Origin of the sequence: Ruminococcus hominis (assembly GCF_014287355.1) — a bacterium.
GTDB classification, from domain to species: domain Bacteria; phylum Bacillota; class Clostridia; order Lachnospirales; family Lachnospiraceae; genus Schaedlerella; species Schaedlerella hominis.
The window spans coordinates 2,968,337-2,987,196 of the sequence record NZ_JACOPE010000001.1 but is presented as its reverse complement, the minus strand read 5'-3'; the positions used below and the strand labels follow the sequence as shown (position 1 = coordinate 2,987,196).

Annotated in this window: 20 protein-coding genes; 15 read left to right on the top strand and 5 right to left on the bottom strand. The window is 43.1% G+C overall.

What is annotated here, in order from left to right; translation table 11 throughout:
- Nucleotides 1-9: 9 nt before the first annotated feature.
- From H8S40_RS13505 to H8S40_RS13485, 5 genes are all read right to left on the bottom strand, one after another.
- Nucleotides 10-2,127 (bottom strand): vWA domain-containing protein, encoded by a 2,118-nt coding sequence (locus H8S40_RS13505; RefSeq protein ID WP_005333469.1) that lies wholly within the window; start codon nt 2,125-2,127, stop codon nt 10-12.
- The gene (locus H8S40_RS13500; protein ID WP_005333471.1) at nt 2,124-2,390 is read right to left on the bottom strand and encodes a helix-turn-helix domain-containing protein; all 267 of its coding nucleotides are present in this window, start codon (nt 2,388-2,390) and stop codon (nt 2,124-2,126) included. The genes H8S40_RS13505 and H8S40_RS13500 overlap by 4 nt, the downstream gene beginning before the upstream one ends.
- Nucleotides 2,391-2,399: 9 nt before the next feature.
- On the bottom strand, nt 2,400-4,211 hold the full coding sequence (locus H8S40_RS13495) for an AAA family ATPase (RefSeq protein ID WP_005333473.1): 1,812 nt from the start codon (nt 4,209-4,211) through the stop codon (nt 2,400-2,402).
- Between the two features lie 16 nt (nt 4,212-4,227).
- The gene (locus H8S40_RS13490; RefSeq protein WP_022415111.1) at nt 4,228-5,004 is read right to left on the bottom strand and encodes a hypothetical protein; all 777 of its coding nucleotides are present in this window, start codon (nt 5,002-5,004) and stop codon (nt 4,228-4,230) included.
- A gap of 141 nt (nt 5,005-5,145) precedes the next feature.
- Nucleotides 5,146-5,847, bottom strand: coding sequence for a single-stranded DNA-binding protein (locus H8S40_RS13485; protein ID WP_005333477.1), 702 nt, complete (start codon nt 5,845-5,847; stop codon nt 5,146-5,148).
- 334 nt (nt 5,848-6,181) lie between these two features.
- Here H8S40_RS13485 and H8S40_RS13480 point away from each other — a divergent pair, with 334 nt between their 5' ends.
- From H8S40_RS13480 to H8S40_RS13405, 15 genes are all read left to right on the top strand, one after another.
- On the top strand, nt 6,182-6,871 hold the full coding sequence (locus H8S40_RS13480; RefSeq protein WP_366482568.1) for a response regulator transcription factor: 690 nt from the start codon (nt 6,182-6,184) through the stop codon (nt 6,869-6,871).
- An 86-nt stretch (nt 6,872-6,957) separates the two neighbouring features.
- The gene (locus H8S40_RS13475) at nt 6,958-7,875 is read left to right on the top strand and encodes an ABC transporter ATP-binding protein (RefSeq protein WP_022415109.1); all 918 of its coding nucleotides are present in this window, start codon (nt 6,958-6,960) and stop codon (nt 7,873-7,875) included.
- Nucleotides 7,868-8,719 carry a DUF2705 family protein gene (locus H8S40_RS13470; protein WP_186865423.1) on the top strand — a complete coding sequence of 284 codons (852 nt, stop codon included), beginning with the start codon at nt 7,868-7,870 and terminating at the stop codon, nt 8,717-8,719. Before H8S40_RS13475 ends, H8S40_RS13470 begins: the two co-directional genes overlap by 8 nt.
- Complete coding sequence (locus H8S40_RS13465) at nt 8,720-9,616, top strand: sensor histidine kinase (RefSeq protein ID WP_173785606.1); 897 nt, start codon at nt 8,720-8,722, stop codon at nt 9,614-9,616.
- A gap of 261 nt (nt 9,617-9,877) precedes the next feature.
- Nucleotides 9,878-10,312, top strand: a complete 435-nt coding sequence (locus tag H8S40_RS13460; protein WP_173785605.1) for a hypothetical protein — start codon at nt 9,878-9,880, stop codon at nt 10,310-10,312.
- A gap of 3 nt (nt 10,313-10,315) precedes the next feature.
- Complete coding sequence (locus H8S40_RS13455) at nt 10,316-10,675, top strand: YccF domain-containing protein (RefSeq protein ID WP_173785604.1); 360 nt, start codon at nt 10,316-10,318, stop codon at nt 10,673-10,675.
- 1 nt (nt 10,676) lies between these two features.
- The gene (locus tag H8S40_RS13450; RefSeq protein ID WP_173785603.1) at nt 10,677-11,474 is read left to right on the top strand and encodes an EcsC family protein; all 798 of its coding nucleotides are present in this window, start codon (nt 10,677-10,679) and stop codon (nt 11,472-11,474) included.
- Nucleotides 11,475-11,548: 74 nt separating this feature from the next.
- Nucleotides 11,549-11,893, top strand: coding sequence for a hypothetical protein (locus tag H8S40_RS13445; RefSeq protein ID WP_109215035.1), 345 nt, complete (start codon nt 11,549-11,551; stop codon nt 11,891-11,893).
- 165 nt (nt 11,894-12,058) lie between these two features.
- Nucleotides 12,059-12,733 (top strand): helix-turn-helix domain-containing protein, encoded by a 675-nt coding sequence (locus tag H8S40_RS16245; RefSeq protein ID WP_242992886.1) that lies wholly within the window; start codon nt 12,059-12,061, stop codon nt 12,731-12,733.
- Nucleotides 12,734-12,929: 196 nt separating this feature from the next.
- Nucleotides 12,930-13,598 (top strand): response regulator transcription factor, encoded by a 669-nt coding sequence (locus tag H8S40_RS13430; protein WP_055194508.1) that lies wholly within the window; start codon nt 12,930-12,932, stop codon nt 13,596-13,598.
- Complete coding sequence (locus H8S40_RS13425; RefSeq protein ID WP_055194510.1) at nt 13,595-14,608, top strand: sensor histidine kinase; 1,014 nt, start codon at nt 13,595-13,597, stop codon at nt 14,606-14,608. The genes H8S40_RS13430 and H8S40_RS13425 overlap by 4 nt, the downstream gene beginning before the upstream one ends.
- A 111-nt stretch (nt 14,609-14,719) precedes the next feature.
- The gene (locus H8S40_RS13420; RefSeq protein ID WP_186865422.1) at nt 14,720-15,487 is read left to right on the top strand and encodes an ABC transporter ATP-binding protein; all 768 of its coding nucleotides are present in this window, start codon (nt 14,720-14,722) and stop codon (nt 15,485-15,487) included.
- Nucleotides 15,477-17,684, top strand: coding sequence for an FtsX-like permease family protein (locus tag H8S40_RS13415; RefSeq protein WP_186865421.1), 2,208 nt, complete (start codon nt 15,477-15,479; stop codon nt 17,682-17,684). Before H8S40_RS13420 ends, H8S40_RS13415 begins: the two co-directional genes overlap by 11 nt.
- A gap of 161 nt (nt 17,685-17,845) precedes the next feature.
- Nucleotides 17,846-18,289, top strand: coding sequence for a sigma-70 family RNA polymerase sigma factor (locus H8S40_RS13410; protein ID WP_055194514.1), 444 nt, complete (start codon nt 17,846-17,848; stop codon nt 18,287-18,289).
- On the top strand, nt 18,282-18,482 hold the full coding sequence (locus tag H8S40_RS13405) for a helix-turn-helix domain-containing protein (protein ID WP_015536790.1): 201 nt from the start codon (nt 18,282-18,284) through the stop codon (nt 18,480-18,482). The genes H8S40_RS13410 and H8S40_RS13405 overlap by 8 nt, the downstream gene beginning before the upstream one ends.
- Nucleotides 18,483-18,860: the final 378 nt, after the last annotated feature.

Genomic DNA, 18,860 nt, shown 5'->3' with positions numbered 1-18,860 from the left:
CACCTTCCTTTATTTGAGATGCTGTTTGACAAGCTGTGCCATATTCTTTGGAAGCTCTTCCAGTTTCGTGATATCCAGGAATCCGTCCTTGTAAATCCTGCGGATATTTTCCTTATCGTCACCAATGGCAGCCGCAAACAGGATGACATCCCGTTTTTCGTATTCTTTCTTGATGCCCCGCAGATCTGCCTCTGCTTCCGTTCCGCTGTAGCCGTAATCGGCTGGCTGACCGTCAGAAATCAGGATCAGCAGCTTCTGAAGCTCCGGGCGTGTGCACAAATGCTCTGCTACGAAGCGGAGAGCTGCGCCGTCCCGGTTCCCGTTGCGGTCGCACATATCCATCAGCCGGTAACAGTCCTCATTGTCCACAGAATCAAATTCTGCATAGGAGTAAAGAGCAACGCCGCCTGCATCCGTGGAATGCCCGTAAATGGTGATAGGGATACCGAGGCTTTTACAGAAATCATAAAGGACAATGGCAGTCTTTCTTGCATGTGTCATCCGGTCACCCCAACCCATCGAACCACTCTCGTCAATCAGGAGGGCAACAGCCAGACGTTTTTCCTCTCCTGGAAGTCTGGTTCTGGTAAAGATGGTTCCGTCTGTCTTATAGAGAGCATGGGAGTCCAGACGTTTTCCAAACAGGAGATTCTTCTGCTTTCCGCCTTGCTGTTCTTCTTTCAAAAGCGGCAGGATGGTGCTTTGCAGCTTTTTGGAAGCCCGCAGGAGCGGGGGAGCAACTGTCTGGTATTCATTCTTCAGGTAATCGGAAACACTGGTCAGGCGATGGATGGTAACATGGATGCCTGCATGGGCATTGCCGTAATGAATATCATTGGCTGTTTTCTGCAGTTCCTCGGTCAGTTCCGTCTGACAGTCTTCCTGCACCTTTTCTGCAGCCACATCGTTCAAGATCCGGAACAGATCCTCTGCAGCATGCTCATAGCCGCTGCCCTGATACTGACTGACATAAGTGACGCCGGGGTTGTTTTCATCCAGAATGGTATTGGTCTTTGTAAGAGCGATGCGCCCGCCTTCTTCCGAAAGCACCTGTTTGGCTTCCTCTATAGCATCCTCTTTGGTACGTGGACCGGAAGGAGCATTGCCCTCATCATTCCCGCTTCCTTTTGGGGAAGCTGGTTTGATATTCTTTGGAATGGCACCGCTTTTTCCGGTCGGAAGAGGAGCGCCGCTGCTGACTTCATCCCCTAGAAGATCTTCCAGAGCATCGGCAGCGGAATCCTCGCCATGCATTTCCAATTCCTCCCGTGTTTTTTCGATGAGCGGCTGGATATAGTTCCAGGTCAGGGCTAAGAGCGCATTGGAAACCAGCATCCGGTCAGTGCCTTTTTCCGATTCCATTGCCGTATCCAGAAGATCGGTACAATCGGAAATGGTATCCAGATAATCCCCCTGATAGCCGGTGGGATTGTTGATGTTTCCGGTCCGGCAATAGGAAAGGATCAGGTTGGCAATGATGGAAAATGGCTGGTATTCTTTGTCAATTTGTTCCTGTATGGAAGGAATCTGTTCGGACATACGCAGGTTATTGAGTTCAATCCCCTGTCGGAAGGTGCCGTGGAATTCCTCACACATACGGTCTTCAATATGGATGTCTTCCAGAATGTTTTGAAAAGTTGCGGCGCATCGTGCCAGTGTCAGGCATCCGGCTTTGTCCTTTTCTTCTAACACTTCTTTGATCTCCTCCAGTGCTGTCTGATAAGCTGGAAGGGATAGCTCCGGCTCCTTCGGATAGAAGGAACCGTTTTCCAGACTCCTCAGATGAACAGCGTGGGCTGTGAAATCAGAATAGAGTAAGTGCCCCACTTCATGCCCGGTGAGCCCTGTCAGGCTCTGGGAACGTAAGAAACGGGTGGGGAAAGACTGGGTGATCGGGTTCGCTGCGTTGAGATGTACCTTATAATTGTCGGTATATGCAACGCCTGCCTGTTCGGAAATGTCCCAGTCCAGCAGTACCTGCAGTCCATACCGGTAACGTCCGGTAACGGCTCTGGCAAGGGAGGTCTGGTACTTCTGATAGGCAGCGGAGAGGAATAACTCCTCATCCGCAATGGAATCCTCTTTTGCCCGGATTAGTTTCTTTAAATTTCTTTGGCTGTGATTCACGTGATATTCTTCCTTTCTTTTCTTAGATTTTTTGTCAGCAGTTCCTCCATCGTGCAGCCGTAATACACAGCAAGGCGAAGGACGGCATAAGCCATCGGGGAGGAGTTTGCATTTTCATAATTCATAATGGTTTTCGGGGGAAGATTTAAGATTCTGGCAACTGCCTTTTGTGATAACTTCGGTGTTTTGGCTTGCCGGAGATAAGACAGATTATCTGCCAGATGCTTTCGGATCTGGGCTTCTGTGAGTGCTGCTTTTCTCATAGGCGTGTCCTACGCAGCAAGCACAGTATCCAGACAGCTTTCTTCCACTTCCGTACGGTTCTCAGCATCGGCAGAGGCAGAGGCAAGCACCGTGTAACGGGCCGCTTCCCGGATATCCCCGCAGACCATGTAGGACTGCACCCAGGAAATCAGCTCCCTCATGCCACAGCAGCCATCTGTAATGAGATTTTCCCGGCAGTAGACAGCCATGGATTTGACAATGCGTGTCATCAGACGTACCGTTTTTGCATCCTTGCATCCGGTAACAGCCATGGCACGTTCTACCTGTGTATCCTCATCCGGTTCATCCAGATCAATCACAAGGTTCATTCGGGAAATGACAGACTGGTTCATCTGTTTACAGCCTGCATAGTCATTGTTTGTGGTGATTACGATGGTCGTATCCGGATGACGGTGGATGGTTTCTCCGTTTGGAAGATATACGCTGTTACAGCGGTCTAAAAGGGAGTTAAGTCCAACCAGTACACCGGGATTAGCAATGACCGTAGGCTCCTGTATCTCAAGAATATACCCATAGCGGATGGCTTCGACTAGAGGCGTATCCACATACTGGAAGTTCTGTCCGGAGGTGTGTTCCTTATAATAGCTGTGCATTTCATCAAAAATCGTATCGATCAGCTTCTGGTAGGTGTCCTCGGCAGAAATTTCTTCATCATAGTTTCCGGTCAGCTTCTGATAGGCACCGGAGGGATCTAACTGGATTTCCTGAAAAGACGGGTACTGCCGCTGAAGCCGGGTGCGTTTTCCGTCCACATCCGGAAGAATCTGACCTAAAAGGTCGAATACCTCTGTATTTGCGGAACAGGTAATGCAGCGGTAAGGAAGGTGAAGTGCGGAAGCAATGGCTTTGGCTCCTTCGGTCTTTCCGGTACCTGCCGGTCCACGTAAAAGAAAATTCCGCATCGGCTGTGTGGTATCCGTTGTCAGTTTTGCGTGTTCGCAGATCCGTTTGATTTCCGGAGGGATGATGTACCACTCTGCCAATGTCGGAACAGATACCTCCTCTTCCGGAGACAGCCTTCGGGATGCGGTCAGGATAAATTTCCCAACAAAATCATCTCTGGAAATGGCTGCCTGTGCTTTCTTAAATCCACTTCCTGGACGTAACACCTGAAAGTCTCCATGGAGCACTTCGGTTGGTGCATAGACCCCCTTCTGGATATTTAACGGTTTGATCAGCGACAATACGCCGTTTGCCGGAAGGTCAATCTTAACACCACCGGTCGGGAGACCTGATGCATAGCGGGTTCTCCGGTAAATGTTGTCGCAGAGAACGGCTGCTGTTTCCGCAGCGGCGTCCAGATCGGGATAACCGTTGTCCCGGTGCGCTTTTAATTCCTGATACTTTTCATTACACTCTTCATCTGCCAGAAAAACCGGCATCAGTGCGAACAGCAGAGCCGCACCGGACTGTTTGGAGTCTTTAAATTCGTATTTTTCCGGTGTGCTTTCCACATCCGGCGGAGGAGTATAGCAGCCTCCGTAAAACTTTCCGTTTAGCTGGTTGTAGACAACCACCTGAAGATCACCGGTTTTGCTCGGATATTCCGCCACAACAAAATTGTTGGATTGGGTACCGACCGCCCCAAGCTTTTCCGGCGGGGTACTGCCAACCGGGTTTTCCAGCTCCAGATAAGCAAGGACTGCCCGCAGGGTAGCTGCATGAAGCGTGGATTTTTTCCGTGGCTGAGTACAGTATTTGGATGCAATGTCATCAAAGATTGCATGGTCCGTATAATCCTCAAATGGTTCCGGGAGTTTGCGTTTGAACCCCCAGGTTGCTACGATGTTATTTGCCATGATTCGTTCCTCCTTCTTATGAGATCCAGGACAGTTCCAGTGCCTGCTCGGTCTCTTCTGTGGTCAATTCATCTTCAGTAAAAATCTCCGTCAATTCGCCCCAGTAATCTTTGGGCGGGAAATGTTCCAGCTTTCCCCGGACTTCCGGTTCAGTGCCGTTCAGAATATAGACATCTCCCTGCTCGTTGATAAACAGCTTTTCATAGCCCCTTGCCTGTAAGTCACCGACCAATTCCATCAGTAGCGGTTTCCCAATCAGGGAATACCATGATTTGGGATTAACGGCTGGTCTGGAATCCGGATTTCCTTCTGACGGTTCCTTTTTATGTAAGGATTCAATGGTCATCATCTGAAGCGTCAGACTGCCACGGGCATCCATGAGAATTTCCGCAAAATTATAACTTCCGGTATTCCGTGTGCGAATCCGTAATGGTTCCCCATCCAGTATCTGGGAGAGCGGTGGTTCTTTCACAAAATCCCATGTGGCATCCGGGAAGGCTTCCTTGAGCTTTCCGGTAATCTGGAATTTGATCTGTCTCCAGAGAATGGTTTCCAGATCAGGTGTTCCTTCCAGATGACGAGTTCTTTCTGGGCGTTTTCGTAGCTTATGCTCCCTGTTTTTCAGGCGTTCCGTGAAAAGCGGGAGAAGATAACTGAACAGCGTGACTCCGATACCGATCAGGGCAATGCCTGCAATCAGAAGCCGGTTGGCATCCTGTGGTACGAAAAGTGCTGCAAGAAACAGTACAAGCACGACAAACTGTAAGAATTTTTTTCGATTTGATTTTTTCATGAGCTGATTCCTTTCTGATTCATGATTCTTAGACAAGCCCGGAAGCTGGATGGGAAATCGCCGCTTCCGGACATGAAAAAGAGGAACTGCATCATCACAAAGATGATAAATGCAATTCCTCAACATAGGGTTCCTTGAGAGTTAATAGGGCAACTGGGATGCCATCTGTTCCGGCACATTTTGAAAGCCGTCAGTTGGCTGACTGCCCGGCATACCTCCGTAATTTGGCATTCCGGTATAACTGCCCTGCGGCGGGTAGCTGCTCTGTGGCTGACCGGTTCCGTTTGGCGGAGCCTGATACTGTCCGCCATTTGCAGGAGGCGTGTAGGCACCGTTAGCAGGAGCCATTCCCTGCTGTGGATAGCCGCCAGGCATTGCCTGATTCTGGTAGCTGCCATTGGGATTTCCCTGCATTGGGTAGCTGCCATTGCCGGCTGCACCGGGCGTTGCCGCACCACCATTCGGCTGGCTGTTCTGGTTTGCACCCGGATGTCCGGTATTGCTGTCAGAACGGTTGGATGGTACAAAGTGCCAGTCCTTGACATTGATCCTCGGACCGGCATTTGCCTGCCCCGCATTCTTTCCTTTCTGATAAATGAACGGATGAAGCTCCAGATCACCATAGATCATCAGCCCGGTTCCTTTCTTTACGCCTGCTTTTGCTAAGCGTTCTGCAAGGAACTTGTTAAAATAGCACTGATAGTAAATGGTTTCTTCCTTTCCATCCTGGCCTCGCTGTGAAACTGCAATGTCCAGAGAAACATATTCCGTACCGGAATTTTTTCCTTGCTGCATCTCAGGATCTCTTGTGGCCCTCCCTAAAATTGTTAAAATTGCTGACATAAAAATTCTCCTTTCTGCCTCTTTGGGCGTTAAAATAGATTAAAATAAAAAAAGTGCCATTATAGCACCGTATAAAACGGCAGTATAATGACACGATTTTCCAAACTTAAACTGCATATGCTTCTGGATGAATGGTCCAGACTCCCATGACGGGACAGCACAAAAACTTAAATACAAGATTATATTAACACAAGATATAGCATATGTCAAAAGAATTAGAACTATATATAGCATATGTAGACGAGGTGGAAGGATAATATCAAAAGAATTTTGGACATAGTTATAAAAGTGCAATATAATATTGTTTAAATCGGAAAATGGAAGGATGAGAAAAATGGAGCAGAAAAACAGAATTCTGATTGTAGAAGACGATACGGATATCAATAATCTTTTATATACGGCATTACAGAAAGCAGGGTATGAGACGGTACAGGCTTTTTCCGGGACGGAAGCGAGGATGCTGTTCCAGATGGATAAGGCGGGCTTTTCTTTGATTCTATTGGATCTGATGCTTCCGGGAATTTCAGGAGAAGAGGTGCTTGCCCAGATTCGGAAACAGGGCAATACGCCGGTTATTGTCCTGACAGCCAAAGACGGATTGGATGAAAAAATCGGGCTTCTTACCAGTGGGGCAGATGATTACATTACAAAACCGTTTGAGATACAGGAGGTGCTTGCCCGGATTCAGATTCAGCTCCGCCATATGCAGCAGGAGCCGGAACATAAAAGCGTGTCATATAAAAACCTGGAACTGGACCGTGAGCGCTTTGAAGTCCGGATTGCCGGAGTGCTGCTTCCCAAAATTACAAAGCAGGAATTTGCAATTCTGGAGCTTTTACTGGAGCATCCGAAACAGGTCTTCAGCAAAGAAGAGATTTTTGAATATGCGTGGGATGAACACTATATGGGAGAGACAAAGACACTGGATGTACATATCAGCAATATCCGGAAAAAGATAAAAGCAGTAACGCAGGAGGAATATATTGATACCGTATGGGGAATCGGCTACCGTCTGCATTCTTAATCTTTACTCTTTTTTTACTATTTATTTGCGTTTGATTAGGATTTATCCGATATGATAACAGCAGATAAGAAAAGGAGATGAAAGCATTGAGTGAATTGTTATTAAGTACAAATGGATTGACGAAGCAGTATGGTCATCATAAGGCAGTGGATAAAGTAAACCTTCACATAAAAAAGGGTGCTATCTATGGATTTATCGGACGGAACGGTGCGGGAAAGACGACTTGCCTGAAGATGATCAGTGGACTTGCAAGACCGACAGCCGGAGAGATTGAGATGTTCGGGTGTAAAGGAAAAGAACTGGAGAGGATTCGTTCTCGTGTGGGGTGTCTGATTGAAGCACCGGGGCTGTATGGCAACATGAATGCATATACAAACCTGAAAATAAAATGTGAATTGTTTGGTATTCGGAAAAAGGGATACATCGAAGATATCTTAGAGACGGTCGGACTGGAAGGTGTCGGAAAGAAAAAAACGAAACATTTTTCCCTTGGAATGAAGCAGCGTCTCGGAATCGGGCTGGCACTGGTCGGGGAGCCGGATCTCCTGGTCCTTGATGAACCGATCAATGGGCTTGATCCCCAGGGAATTGCAGAGGTGCGTGATACCATACAGAGACTGCGAGATGAACGGAATATGACGATTTTGATATCCAGTCATATTTTAGAGGAATTATCTAAGATTGCAACGGATTATGGAATTATCCATAATGGAAGTCTTCTGCAGGAGCTGACAAGCGAAGAACTGATGAAACGCTGCAGTGAACGGATTGAAATAGAGTTAATCCATCCGGAGCAGGCAGTCCCGATTCTGGACAGAATGGGATTTACCAACTATCAGGTTACAGATAAGAGCCATATCCATATATTTGAACGATTGAATGAAAGCGCCAATGTCAATATGGAACTGGCAAAAGCAGGAATTTTGGTCAATGGAATTTCCATTACCAGTGAAGAACTGGAAACCTATTTCTTGAATCTGACAGGAGGGAATCAAAATGCTTAATATGATAAAAATGGATCTGTACCGGATGGTCCGGACAAAAAGTATGTATGTGGTATGGATTGTGATGGCGGCAGCTATATTCTTCTCCACATCCATGTCGAAACTGGATATTGATACGATGAACAAGGAAGCGGAACAACAGCAGACAGAAAGCATTGCAGAAACAGTGAAACCAGAAACCATCAATATGGGAATGTCCGTATTCCTGCCGACACAGCCGGGAGAAAAAGTAACGGTCTTTGATCAGGTATATGCAAACCTGCAGGCGAAGTTTGTGGCGTTGTTTCTGGTGATTTTTACAGTGCTGTTTTCCAGTGCAGATATAGGAAGCGGTTATATTAAAAATATCGGCGGACAGGTAAGGAGCCGGAGAAACCTGATCTTTTCCAAAGCTACAGTGTTGTTTGTGTATACGACTGTTACCATGCTGATTTATTTTATCCTTCAGATTATTGCACAGCAGATGTATTTCGGATATCTGGAGTGGGGGAATGGAAGCGAGCTGCTGAGATACTTTGGTATTCAGATTTTGCTTCATTATGCACTGGTACTAATCAGTATGGCGATTGCGGTGGTTTTGAACAGCAACGTGTTCAGCATGACGATTGTTATCTGCCTGTGTATGAATACCATGATTGTTTTATACGGAGTGATCAATCATTTGATCCAGAAGGCAGGCGTGGAGAATTTCCAGATTTTGAAATATACAGTGACAGGAAAGATTGCACTTTTATCCATGTCACCGACCAATAAGGAATGCCTGACGGCAGTTGTGATTGCGGCGGCGTTCGGAATCGTGGTTACATTACTGACAGGATGGGTATTCAGAAAGAGAGATATCTAAATGATAAAACTAGGGTTCGTGCTATTGATAGCAGTGATACTGGTACAGGGAATGTTATTTTGGAAATACCAGCGGCAGGTGAAAGACATCTGCCGCCAGTTGTCGTTTCTGATGAAGCACGACAGCAACATGCTGATTACCAGAGAAATGGATTTGGGAGGCATTGGTGAGCTGGCAGATGTTTTAAACGAATGGCTGGAACTGAAGCGAAGGGAAAAGAAGGAATACTTGAAGAAAGAGGAGATGATTTCGGATACATATACAAATCTCTCACATGATATCCGTACTCCTTTGACGTCCCTTGACGGATATTTTCAGTTAATGGAAACCTGTGAAGACCAGGAAGAGCAGAGACGGTATATGAAGATCATACAGGAGAGAATCGGCAGCCTGAAAGAAATGCTGGAAGAATTATTTACTTTTACAAAGCTAAAAAACGATTCCTTCCATCTGGAAATGTCATCTTGCTGTATTAACAAGATTTTGAAAGATACCATATTTTCCTATTATGATGAGTGGACGGGTAGAGGAATTGAACCGGAGATACAGATTACAGAGAAATTGCTGTTTATGAACGGAAACGAACAGGGAATCCGGAGAATCCTTCAGAATATCATAAAAAACGGACTGGATCATGGGGAGAAGAAAATCAGTATTTCACTGGAAGAAGTTGAAAACAGCATTCGGATACAGATAAAAAATCAGGTATGTCATGTGGAAAAAATAAATGTAGATCAGGTGTTTGAACGGTTTTATAAAGCGGATGAAGCACGCAGTAAGACTTCCAGTGGCCTCGGCTTATCAATCGCAAAAGAGTTGGTACTCCGTATGGAAGGAAAAATCAGTGCCCGGATAGAAGGGAATGATTTCTGTGTGGAGATTGTGTTTCCAGAATAGAAGGAATCTTCTTGGACAAGAAGAATCTATTATTTGACAAATTATTTCCAATATGTTATATTCATCTCAAGCAAAAAAGGGAGTAGCTGAACGCCTCGAAAGAGGTGGTTTTGTAACCGACAACCGGTATCGAGAGATACCCGTAGCAAATAAGATAGCAAGACTTTTATTGTGGCAGAGGTCATGATAGGAGTCTTTTTTTATTATGAAATATAGAAAATCTGCCGCAATAGGCTGCTAAAAAGAAAGAGAGGATAAACGATGAGTAACGAAATGATGAAACGGGAAATGCAGGAAGCAGTACAGGCAGGGGAGCGGGCACTTCAGAGCCTTTACGCAGCAAGGGATAAGTTGGGAAGTGCGAGAAACTGGGGCATTTTTGATATGCTTGGAGGAGGCTTTATCAGTGACCTTGTGAAGCATTCTAAAATGAATGACGCATCTGCGTTGATGGAACAGGCGAAAAGCGATATTCAGCGTTTTCAGAGAGAATTAAGAGATGTGCAGGTTTCCTTGGATCTGCGCATGGAAATCGGCAGTTTCCTTTCCTTTGCGGATTTCTTTTTGGACGGGCTGGTGGCAGATTACATGGTGCAGAGTAAGATTGCAGATGCAAGAGAACAGGTGGATGATGCCATCAACCGGATAGAAACAATACTTGCTGATGTGAAAAATCGAATGAATGTGGAGGTGTAGCATATGGGATGCCTGGGAAATGTGTTGTGGTTCGTGTTTGGCGGCGCAGTTAGCGGGCTAAGCTGGTGTCTGGCAGGCTGCCTCTGGTGTATTACCGTTGTGGGGATTCCGGTAGGGATGCAGTGCTTTAAATTTGCGGCGCTTAGTTTTTTCCCCTTTGGAAAAGAGGTGCAGTATGGTGGCGGAGCTGGTTCGTTCCTTTTGAATATCATCTGGCTGATCGTATCTGGTCTGCCTCTTGCACTGGAACATCTGGCAATCGGTGTAGCTATGTGTGTAACGATTATCGGTATCCCGTTTGGTTTGCAGCAGTTTAAGCTGGCGAAACTGGCATTGATGCCGTTTGGTGCGGAGGTGTATTAAGATGCGATTATTTGATAAAAGGACGCCGCTTCAGAAAGAGTGGGAAAAGCTGGAAGTACAGGAGCAGAGATTCCTTCAGAAGCGTTCAGAGAAAAGGGAGAACATTCTGAATCAAAAACTGGAGGAAAAGATACCGCCGAAACTTCAGGAAACATTGGATACTGCTTTTGCGAAGGCATTTGCTCTGATTTTCGAGAAAGGAACCAGGGTTATTGAAAAGACGTATCAGCGGGCAAAACTGGAGCAGGACTATCAGGTACGACAGTATACGGCGGATGTAAAGCAGAATTCCAAATCCCTGCGAGCCTTTTCTAAAAAAGCGAGAGATACAGGAACAAAGAATTTACTGCTATCCGGTGTGTCTGGAATCGGGATGGGCGTATTGGGAATCGGTCTGCCGGATATTCCGGTATTTACAGGAATGATTTTAAAGAATATTTACGAGACTGCCCTGCAGTATGGATACAGCTATGAAAGCAGGGAAGAAAAATATTTTATCTTATTATTGATCCGGGGAGCAGTATCCTATGGGGATACACTTTGTGAGATTGACGGGAAAGTAAATGAATTTATCAGAAACGGAATGCTGCCGGAAGAATATCAGGATAAGGAGCAGATCGAACAAACAGCGGGATCTTTGTCAAAAGAGCTTCTCTATATAAAGTTCTTACAGGGGATTCCAGTGGTTGGTGCTGTAGGCGGAGCTTATGATGCAGTCTATATGAAAAGGATCACAGAGTATGCAGAGCTGAAATACCGGCACAGATATCTGGACGAGTGGAAAAAAGACAGAGAATAAATTGTTGTTTTGATGTGTATGGAGTATAATGTGTGCATTAGACAGAATCGACCAGAGAAGGAGGTTGTAAGATTATGGAATGGATAGGATTCATTGCATTAGCTGTCTTGCTTTGTTATTCCTCATATCCTGGGAAGGTAAAAAGGCTTGAAGTAGCGGTGAAAAGATTGGAAAGAAAACAACGAGGTGAAAATAATATGTCAAAATTGATAAATGAATTGGTCAATACGGAGTGTAAAATAAAATCAGATGATGCTTTACAGTTGGTGGGAAGTACAGAAATGAAATGTCTGGTGTTGGATACGGATGATGAGTGGATGAAAGTCCGGTTTACTGATAAGAAGAATAATCAGATTACGAAATTACTTAGAATTGAAAATATTGATGAAATCGAAATAGTAAGTATGGAATTGAAATAGGGTGTGGATACGAAACTATGAATTATTTTTTTAGAATTTAGCTCGAAACCAGCCTAAAATCAGCAAGCAAAGAATATTTGCGAAGCGAAAATATCAATGTAAAAAGTCAATTGCTTGTCATAGTAGTAAATTTAGATAAAATGAAATTGCAAGGAGGAGTAAGCTATGCAATTAGGTCAGATGATTGCAAAAATCAGAAAGGAACAAGGGATGACACAGGAAACTTTTGCTAAAAAGTTTGATGTAACAAGACAGACAGTTTCAAATTGGGAGAATGAGAAGAGCTATCCAGATTTGCATACGTTAATAAAAATCAGCGATGAGTTTAATTTATCTCTCGATGTTTTATTGAAAGGAGATACTACTATGGTAAAAGATATTGATAAGAAGATAAAAAAGCATTCTCTGTATAAAGGTGTAATAGTGGTTTTGGTTTTTATGGTTGTTGGTTTATTTGCTTTTATTCAATTCAATAATGAAAGCATGAATGACACTGCAAAAGATTATATGGACAATTATGTAAAAGGTGTAAAAGTTATAGAGATATATGATGCCGCAAATAAGGAATTGCTGGTAAAGTATGATGATAAGCATAATATAGATAAGGTTATTTCTGCTTTAAATATAAAATCATGGAAAGAGACAGAAAAAAGCATAGGTATGAACCCTAAATATACCATAAAATTTTATTGCGATACTACGAACCAAGATGAAGAAAAAGATATAAAAGAAATTACCCTTTATGAAAATGGGGAATACGCTACGATTTTTATTACTTCTCCTGGCGGAGTAAAACAAAACTATAAAACGAGCATTGATATTTCTGAATTGGTTATCTAATAATATTTGTGTAATGAGAATGAAAATCTAATTCTTTCAAGTTTAACTAAGACATTTCCGGAGCAAATGCTCATGTGCGGTAAAGTAACACACAAAAATTTGATAGACAACCGCCCATTATTCCGTTACTATTCTTCAATATGGATTGAGAAAACCTCTCTGATACAGTATAATAAAGTGTCAGGGAGGTATCTCTATGAAGGAAAAAATACTAATCATTGAAGATGATTTTACGATACAAACACAGCTTAAAACTCTTTTGTCTGGGAATGGATATGAAGTATTTGCAGTTACGGATTTTTCCCAAACAATAGAGCAGTTAAAAGAAGCTGCGCCACATCTGGTTATTCTGGATATAAAACTTCCGGGGAATAACGGTTTTGAAATATGCTCGGGGATTCGCACCTTTTCAGATATTCCGATTGTATTTGTAACAAGCAGTAATACAGATATGGACGAACTGAACAGCATTATGCTGGGTGGAGATGCGTTTATCACAAAGCCTTATAATCCCGCTATTCTTCTTGCTAAAATTGCTGCATTGTTAAAGAAAGCCTACCGTTCCCCTCAAACAGAAATTTATATGTGGAGAGAAGCTACCCTGCATTTGGAGAGTAGCATGATAGAGTACAAAGGACAGAAAGCAGAATTGACAAAGAATGAATTGAAAATCCTCTACTACCTTTTTAAGAACGCCGGAAAAATCTGTTCCAGAAATGATATTGTGGATTTTCTTTGGGACAATCAGCTTTATGTTGATGATAACGCCCTAAGTGTCAATATTACCCGTATTCGCGACAAACTGGCAGCAATCGGACTTGTAGATTTCATTAAAACAAAACACAGGCAAGGATATACATTATGAGTGGAAAACAATATTTGAAAAATCAACTCCCCGTTATTTTAATCAATTTGCTGGGTATGCTTGCCCTTGCTTTGTTCCTGATTGCAAGCGATAATCCTATCCAAACAGTCCTGTTTATTCTTGCAGTCTGGTCGATTGTCCTTGTTTTATCTTTGCTGGCATTTTATTTCTCACGAAAAAAATATCTGAATAAATTGCTCAATATGACGGAGCAATTAGAAGAACGATATTTATTGCCGGAAATCATGCAAGTGCCGGAAAGGGCTGATGAACAGGTTTTTTACCAGATTATGAAAATGGCTGAAAAATCTATGTTGGAACGGATTGGCGAAGTACAGAGGGAACGCAGGGAATATAAAGAATACATTGAACAATGGATACACGAAGTAAAAACACCAATTACAGCCATGAAGCTGCTGTGTGAGAATAACCGTTCTCCCTTTTCCAGAGAGGTATTGGCAGAGTTAGAGAATATCAATCAATATACAGAACAGGCGCTTTACTATGCCAGAAGTGAACACACTGAAAAAGACTATTCTGTCCGTGAAGTCAATTTATGCGATGTTGTGCATAGTGCAATCGCAGATAATAAGTATCTTTTGCGTCAAAGCAATATATCAATTCAGATAGACGATATAGAAACAAAAGTTTACACCGATGAAAAATGGGTGCGGTTCATCTTAAATCAGATTATCGGTAATGCAATCAAATACCATGCAGAGCAGCCTATTTTGCACTTTGGGGCGACAAAAACGAATGACAAGATTGTGCTATCTATCAGCGATAATGGGATAGGTATTCCTAAAAGTGATTTACCCCGTATTTTTGAAAAAGGATTTACAGGTCAGAATGGGCGAACCGGGAAAAATTCTACTGGAATTGGCTTATATCTTTGCAAGCGTCTATGTGATAAACTGGGAATAGGACTTACTGCTTATTCCGAAAACAGAGGAACAACGATTTCACTTATCTTTCAAATGAATGATTTTATTATCGGAGTGCAGGGCTGATAGGTTCTGCACTTCTTACATTTTTGTAAGAACTGTGTAAGAAAACTTGATACAAAAAATGATATACTCCATTTACAATATGGGTATGGAACAGTTAAGGAGGTTTATCCGATGAATACAATTTTGAAGCTGGAGCATATCCAGAAATATTATGGCAATGAGGGGAATATTACCAAAGCCATTAAAGATATTAGTTTTTCTGTGGAAGCCGGAGAATTTTTCGGAATTATGGGTGCGTCCGGTTCTGGAAAGACAACGCTGCTAAACTGTATTTCTACGATTGATACCGTAAGTGCAGGGCATATTTTTTTAGAGGGAACAGATATAACGGAAATCAACCCAAAATCCATTGCCCGCTTTCGCAGAGAGAATTTAGGTTTTGTATTTCAAGACTTCAATTTGCTGGATACATTGACAATTTCAGAAAACATTGCACTGGCATTAGCAATCAATAAAGTCCCTGCCGGGAGTGTAGAACCCTGCATTTTGGATATAGCCGGAAAGCTGAATATCAGCGATATTCTAAACAAATATCCTTATCAGGTATCGGGCGGTCAAAAACAGCGTTGTGCCTGTGCAAGAGCAATTATCAACAATCCGAAACTCTTATTGGCAGATGAGCCAACAGGAGCATTAGACAGCCATTCCTCACAAATGCTGCTGTCTACCATTCAAAGTATCAATGAACAGCTTAGGGCGACAATTCTTATGGTAACCCATGACGCTTTTACCGCCAGCTATGCCAGCCGTATTCTTTTTTTGAAAGACGGGGAAATCTTTATGGAACTGCGCAAGGGCAACGACAGCAGAAGTGATTTTTTTGATAAAATTCTGAATGTCCTTACCATGATCGGAGGGGGACAGAGCCATGTATGCTAAACTTGTTTTCAGAAATGCAAAACGGTCTGTAAAAGACTATCTGGTCTACATTGTCACAATGACAATCTGTGTTACCTTGTTTTATGCGTTCTTGTCTATTTCCAGTAGTTATTATAGCCCGGATATAGGCAGCGAGTATGATTTTACGCTGTTAAGTGACGGAATGAAAATTGCAATCTGCATGATAACATTGCTGTTGTTATTTTTGATACGGTTCGTCAATCATTATATGTTAAGACGGAAGCAAAAAGAGTTTGCTGTCCAGTCCATTATGGGAATGGAACAAAAAACCATTGGCAGGATTTTCTTTGCAGAAACACTGATTATGGGTATGTTTTCCATTTTGATTGGTATTTTTTGCGGTGTATTTTGCTCTCAATTCATTACCGCAATGCTCCTTACTGCTTATGGAAAGCCTTATGAAATCTCATGGACATTATTCCCGGATACCGTTTTGTTGACAGTGGTATTTTTTGTGGCAAGTTTTTTTGTGGTAGGAATTTTCAATACCCGTACCATTCAGAAAACAAAAATTATTGATATGCTTTCCGCAGAGAAAGAGAACGAACCAGAGCTAAAAAAGAGCCGCTTCATTTCTGTTGTAGTAGTCCTCTTTGAAGTATTTACCGTATGGGGATTGATTACAGGAATACAAAAGGTCTGGTTTTATTATGACACCCGCTTTGCGTTTCCGGTGCAGCTTATGTTTTGGGGAAATATTCTTTTTCCGCTGCTTACTTTGCTGTGGTCGATATTTTGCATAATTAGAAAGAAAAAAAGAGAATGTTTCATTGCTGGTTTGCTGATGTGTTCTGTATTGAATGCTTTTACAGCAGCCAGCGTTGCAGCATTAACAAATAAATATTATCTGTCTTTAGGTGGTGGAACGCTCAATCAATATCTGCTTTTTGTTGTGATTGACTTACTTTTCTTCATTTGTGCCTTCATTTATCTTACCAGTGGTTTGATTGTAGCATGGAAAGTAAAATCGCCGGAACATAGATACAAAGGAGAAAACCTGTTCTTTTTCGGGCAAATTATATCAAAACTAAATACAACCAGCAAAACAATGACGCTGATTTGTATAACCCTTGTCCTTGCAATCTTCATGTTTATTGCCGCCCCTATTTTGACGGGCTGGGCTTCAGGTTATTTGGATATGCGCTCTATGTATGATGTGCAGGTATATTCAAGATATAATGACGTATATGAAGAAGAAAATCTGCCGCAAGACAGTTATGAAATTATTACTGAGTTTCTGACAGAACACAAAATAGATACAGTTTATGATTGCGCGTTCAATCTATATCTGCCAGAGAAAGATGATTTTCACAACAGACAGAAATATGATTTTCCGATTGTAGCAATTTCTTTGAGTGATTATAACACTATACGGGAAATGCTGGGTTACGAACAGATTTCTCTGGAGGAAGATGAATTTACAACACAATGGAAAGCAATCGCCACCGAGGAAGAACGGGATAGCTTTTTGAAAGAACACACCAGCATTATGACAGACGCAGGAGAATTGACTCTTTCCGGGCAGTCCTATTATGAGGATCCGATTGGAGAAACAGCGTACAATTCCTATACAAATGTATTGTATGTACTTCCAGACAATATTTGTGAAAAGCTGTTGCCAGTAATAAAAAACCGATATATTACAACAACGGAAAATATCTCCTATGAAAATGCAAGGAAACTGGAAAAACTTTTTACAGAGAAATATCCCGAGCAGGCAGAAACCGGGGCTATTTATGGCGTGCGTTTTAGCACACTGCAAATCAATAGTTCCATAGCAAATAACTTTATTTTACAGACTGCAATGATTTATGGTGCTGTCGTACTGATGGTTATATGTCTTACGGTACTTTCCCTGCAACAGCTTTTAGACGCAGGACAATATAAGTATCGTTTCTCTGTACTCCGAAAATTGGGGGTGGAAGAAAAGCATATCGGAAAACTTATCTTGCAACAATTAAGTGTTTGGTTTGGGCTTCCAATTATCACAGCAATCATTGTAGCTGCTGTTGTAATAGCTTACTTTATCCAAACCATATCAGCAGAAATTTCAGCCTATATTGGGTTTAGTACATTGATGTTACAAATAGGGGCAACAATGGGGATTTTGGCAATTTTATTGATTTGTTACTTCATAAGTACATGGATTATTTTTAGGCGTTCTGTTAATCCATAGTGAGTGCAATTTATAGCAAACCCAGCCGAGCCAGTCAACGGCAAGTAAATGGGCTACGCCCACCGTTGACAGCCCCGACTGTCCTTGCTGGTGGGTAATCAAGGGGCGACAGCAAAAAGTGCTGCCGCCCTTTCCCATAATCGAAGAAAGGGGGATTTTCCATGACTGAATACGAAGCCTATCAAGAACATATCCGCTATACCCATGATACCTATTGCCGGATTGTTATTCGCCATGCGTCCTTTGACGCTGCCCGTATGCTGGCAGCGCGGTGGAAACGGGAAATCTCCCTTGAATACTTGACCGAAGAAAAGTTTGTTCCACTAAGCACCATAGATGAGTATTTTCAAGTGCCAGACTATGGCGAAACTTATCCATTCTCCGTCCGGGGGAAGACGATATTTTTAGATAGCTGTTCCCTTGCGGCGGCTCTTGCCGAACTGCCGGAACAGTCGCAGGAGGAAATCTTTTTGTATTACTTCCAGCATTTGAAGCAGAAAGAAATCGGAGAACAAAGCGGCTGGACACGCAGCACAATCGGGCGGCATATCCAGCTTGCCTTGAAGCGGCTGAAAGAAGAAATGGAGGTGCTGTCCCATGAGTAGCCTACTTCTCCCCTATGACACGATAATAAAAGCACATGAGGGCGACCCCATAGCGATACAAGCTGTCCTTGACCGATATGCCGGGTATATCCGCTATTTCTCCAAAATGAACGGCTATTATAATTCTGATATGGAGGACTACATCAGAACAAAGCTGATTGAAAGCCTGTTCAAGTTCCGGCTTGACCGATAACATAAAAACTGAATATCCCGCCGCCCCGCAGCAGCACATGAAGCAGTAAATCCGAAAAAGATTTGCTGCTTTTTTTGCGCCCATTTTTGGCAAATTTCCAAAAGTTCCGTATTAGACATTGAAGCTAAAAAGGCTGCCATTTTTTTAGACAGCGGGCAAAACGCAGCTTCCGAAACGCCTTATTGTCGGGAAAGACCGAGCCGCCGGAAAAGTTCTTGCCGGAAAGTCCGTCATTTTTGCTTTTTGCGGTGTTGTAGGGAGTAAGGGGAAGAACGCCAGCCCGCAGCCTTTTATGAAAAAGCTGGTTATAGATTTTCTGAAAAAGTGGCAGTAGGAAGTGAACGGCAGTCCGGCAGTTTTTTAGAGCAAGATTCTACC

What these genes read in the sequence shown, in the direction of transcription:
- H8S40_RS13415 (WP_186865421.1), top strand. Translation starts at nt 15,477, where the DNA reads ATGTATGCTAAACTTGTTTTCAGAAATGCAAAACGGTCTGTAAAAGAC.
- H8S40_RS13495 (WP_005333473.1), bottom strand. Translation starts at nt 4,211, where the DNA reads ATGGCAAATAACATCGTAGCAACCTGGGGGTTCAAACGCAAACTCCCG.
- H8S40_RS13490 (WP_022415111.1), bottom strand. Translation starts at nt 5,004, where the DNA reads ATGAAAAAATCAAATCGAAAAAAATTCTTACAGTTTGTCGTGCTTGTA.
- H8S40_RS13425 (WP_055194510.1), top strand. Translation starts at nt 13,595, where the DNA reads ATGAGTGGAAAACAATATTTGAAAAATCAACTCCCCGTTATTTTAATC.
- H8S40_RS13410 (WP_055194514.1), top strand. Translation starts at nt 17,846, where the DNA reads ATGACTGAATACGAAGCCTATCAAGAACATATCCGCTATACCCATGAT.
- H8S40_RS13420 (WP_186865422.1), top strand. Translation starts at nt 14,720, where the DNA reads ATGAATACAATTTTGAAGCTGGAGCATATCCAGAAATATTATGGCAAT.
- H8S40_RS13470 (WP_186865423.1), top strand. Translation starts at nt 7,868, where the DNA reads ATGCTTAATATGATAAAAATGGATCTGTACCGGATGGTCCGGACAAAA.
- H8S40_RS13445 (WP_109215035.1), top strand. Translation starts at nt 11,549, where the DNA reads ATGGAATGGATAGGATTCATTGCATTAGCTGTCTTGCTTTGTTATTCC.
- H8S40_RS16245 (WP_242992886.1), top strand. Translation starts at nt 12,059, where the DNA reads ATGCAATTAGGTCAGATGATTGCAAAAATCAGAAAGGAACAAGGGATG.
- H8S40_RS13485 (WP_005333477.1), bottom strand. Translation starts at nt 5,847, where the DNA reads ATGTCAGCAATTTTAACAATTTTAGGGAGGGCCACAAGAGATCCTGAG.
- H8S40_RS13405 (WP_015536790.1), top strand. Translation starts at nt 18,282, where the DNA reads ATGAGTAGCCTACTTCTCCCCTATGACACGATAATAAAAGCACATGAG.
- H8S40_RS13430 (WP_055194508.1), top strand. Translation starts at nt 12,930, where the DNA reads ATGAAGGAAAAAATACTAATCATTGAAGATGATTTTACGATACAAACA.
- H8S40_RS13500 (WP_005333471.1), bottom strand. Translation starts at nt 2,390, where the DNA reads ATGAGAAAAGCAGCACTCACAGAAGCCCAGATCCGAAAGCATCTGGCA.
- H8S40_RS13480 (WP_366482568.1), top strand. Translation starts at nt 6,182, where the DNA reads ATGGAGCAGAAAAACAGAATTCTGATTGTAGAAGACGATACGGATATC.
- H8S40_RS13460 (WP_173785605.1), top strand. Translation starts at nt 9,878, where the DNA reads ATGAGTAACGAAATGATGAAACGGGAAATGCAGGAAGCAGTACAGGCA.
- H8S40_RS13455 (WP_173785604.1), top strand. Translation starts at nt 10,316, where the DNA reads ATGGGATGCCTGGGAAATGTGTTGTGGTTCGTGTTTGGCGGCGCAGTT.
- H8S40_RS13465 (WP_173785606.1), top strand. Translation starts at nt 8,720, where the DNA reads ATGATAAAACTAGGGTTCGTGCTATTGATAGCAGTGATACTGGTACAG.
- H8S40_RS13450 (WP_173785603.1), top strand. Translation starts at nt 10,677, where the DNA reads ATGCGATTATTTGATAAAAGGACGCCGCTTCAGAAAGAGTGGGAAAAG.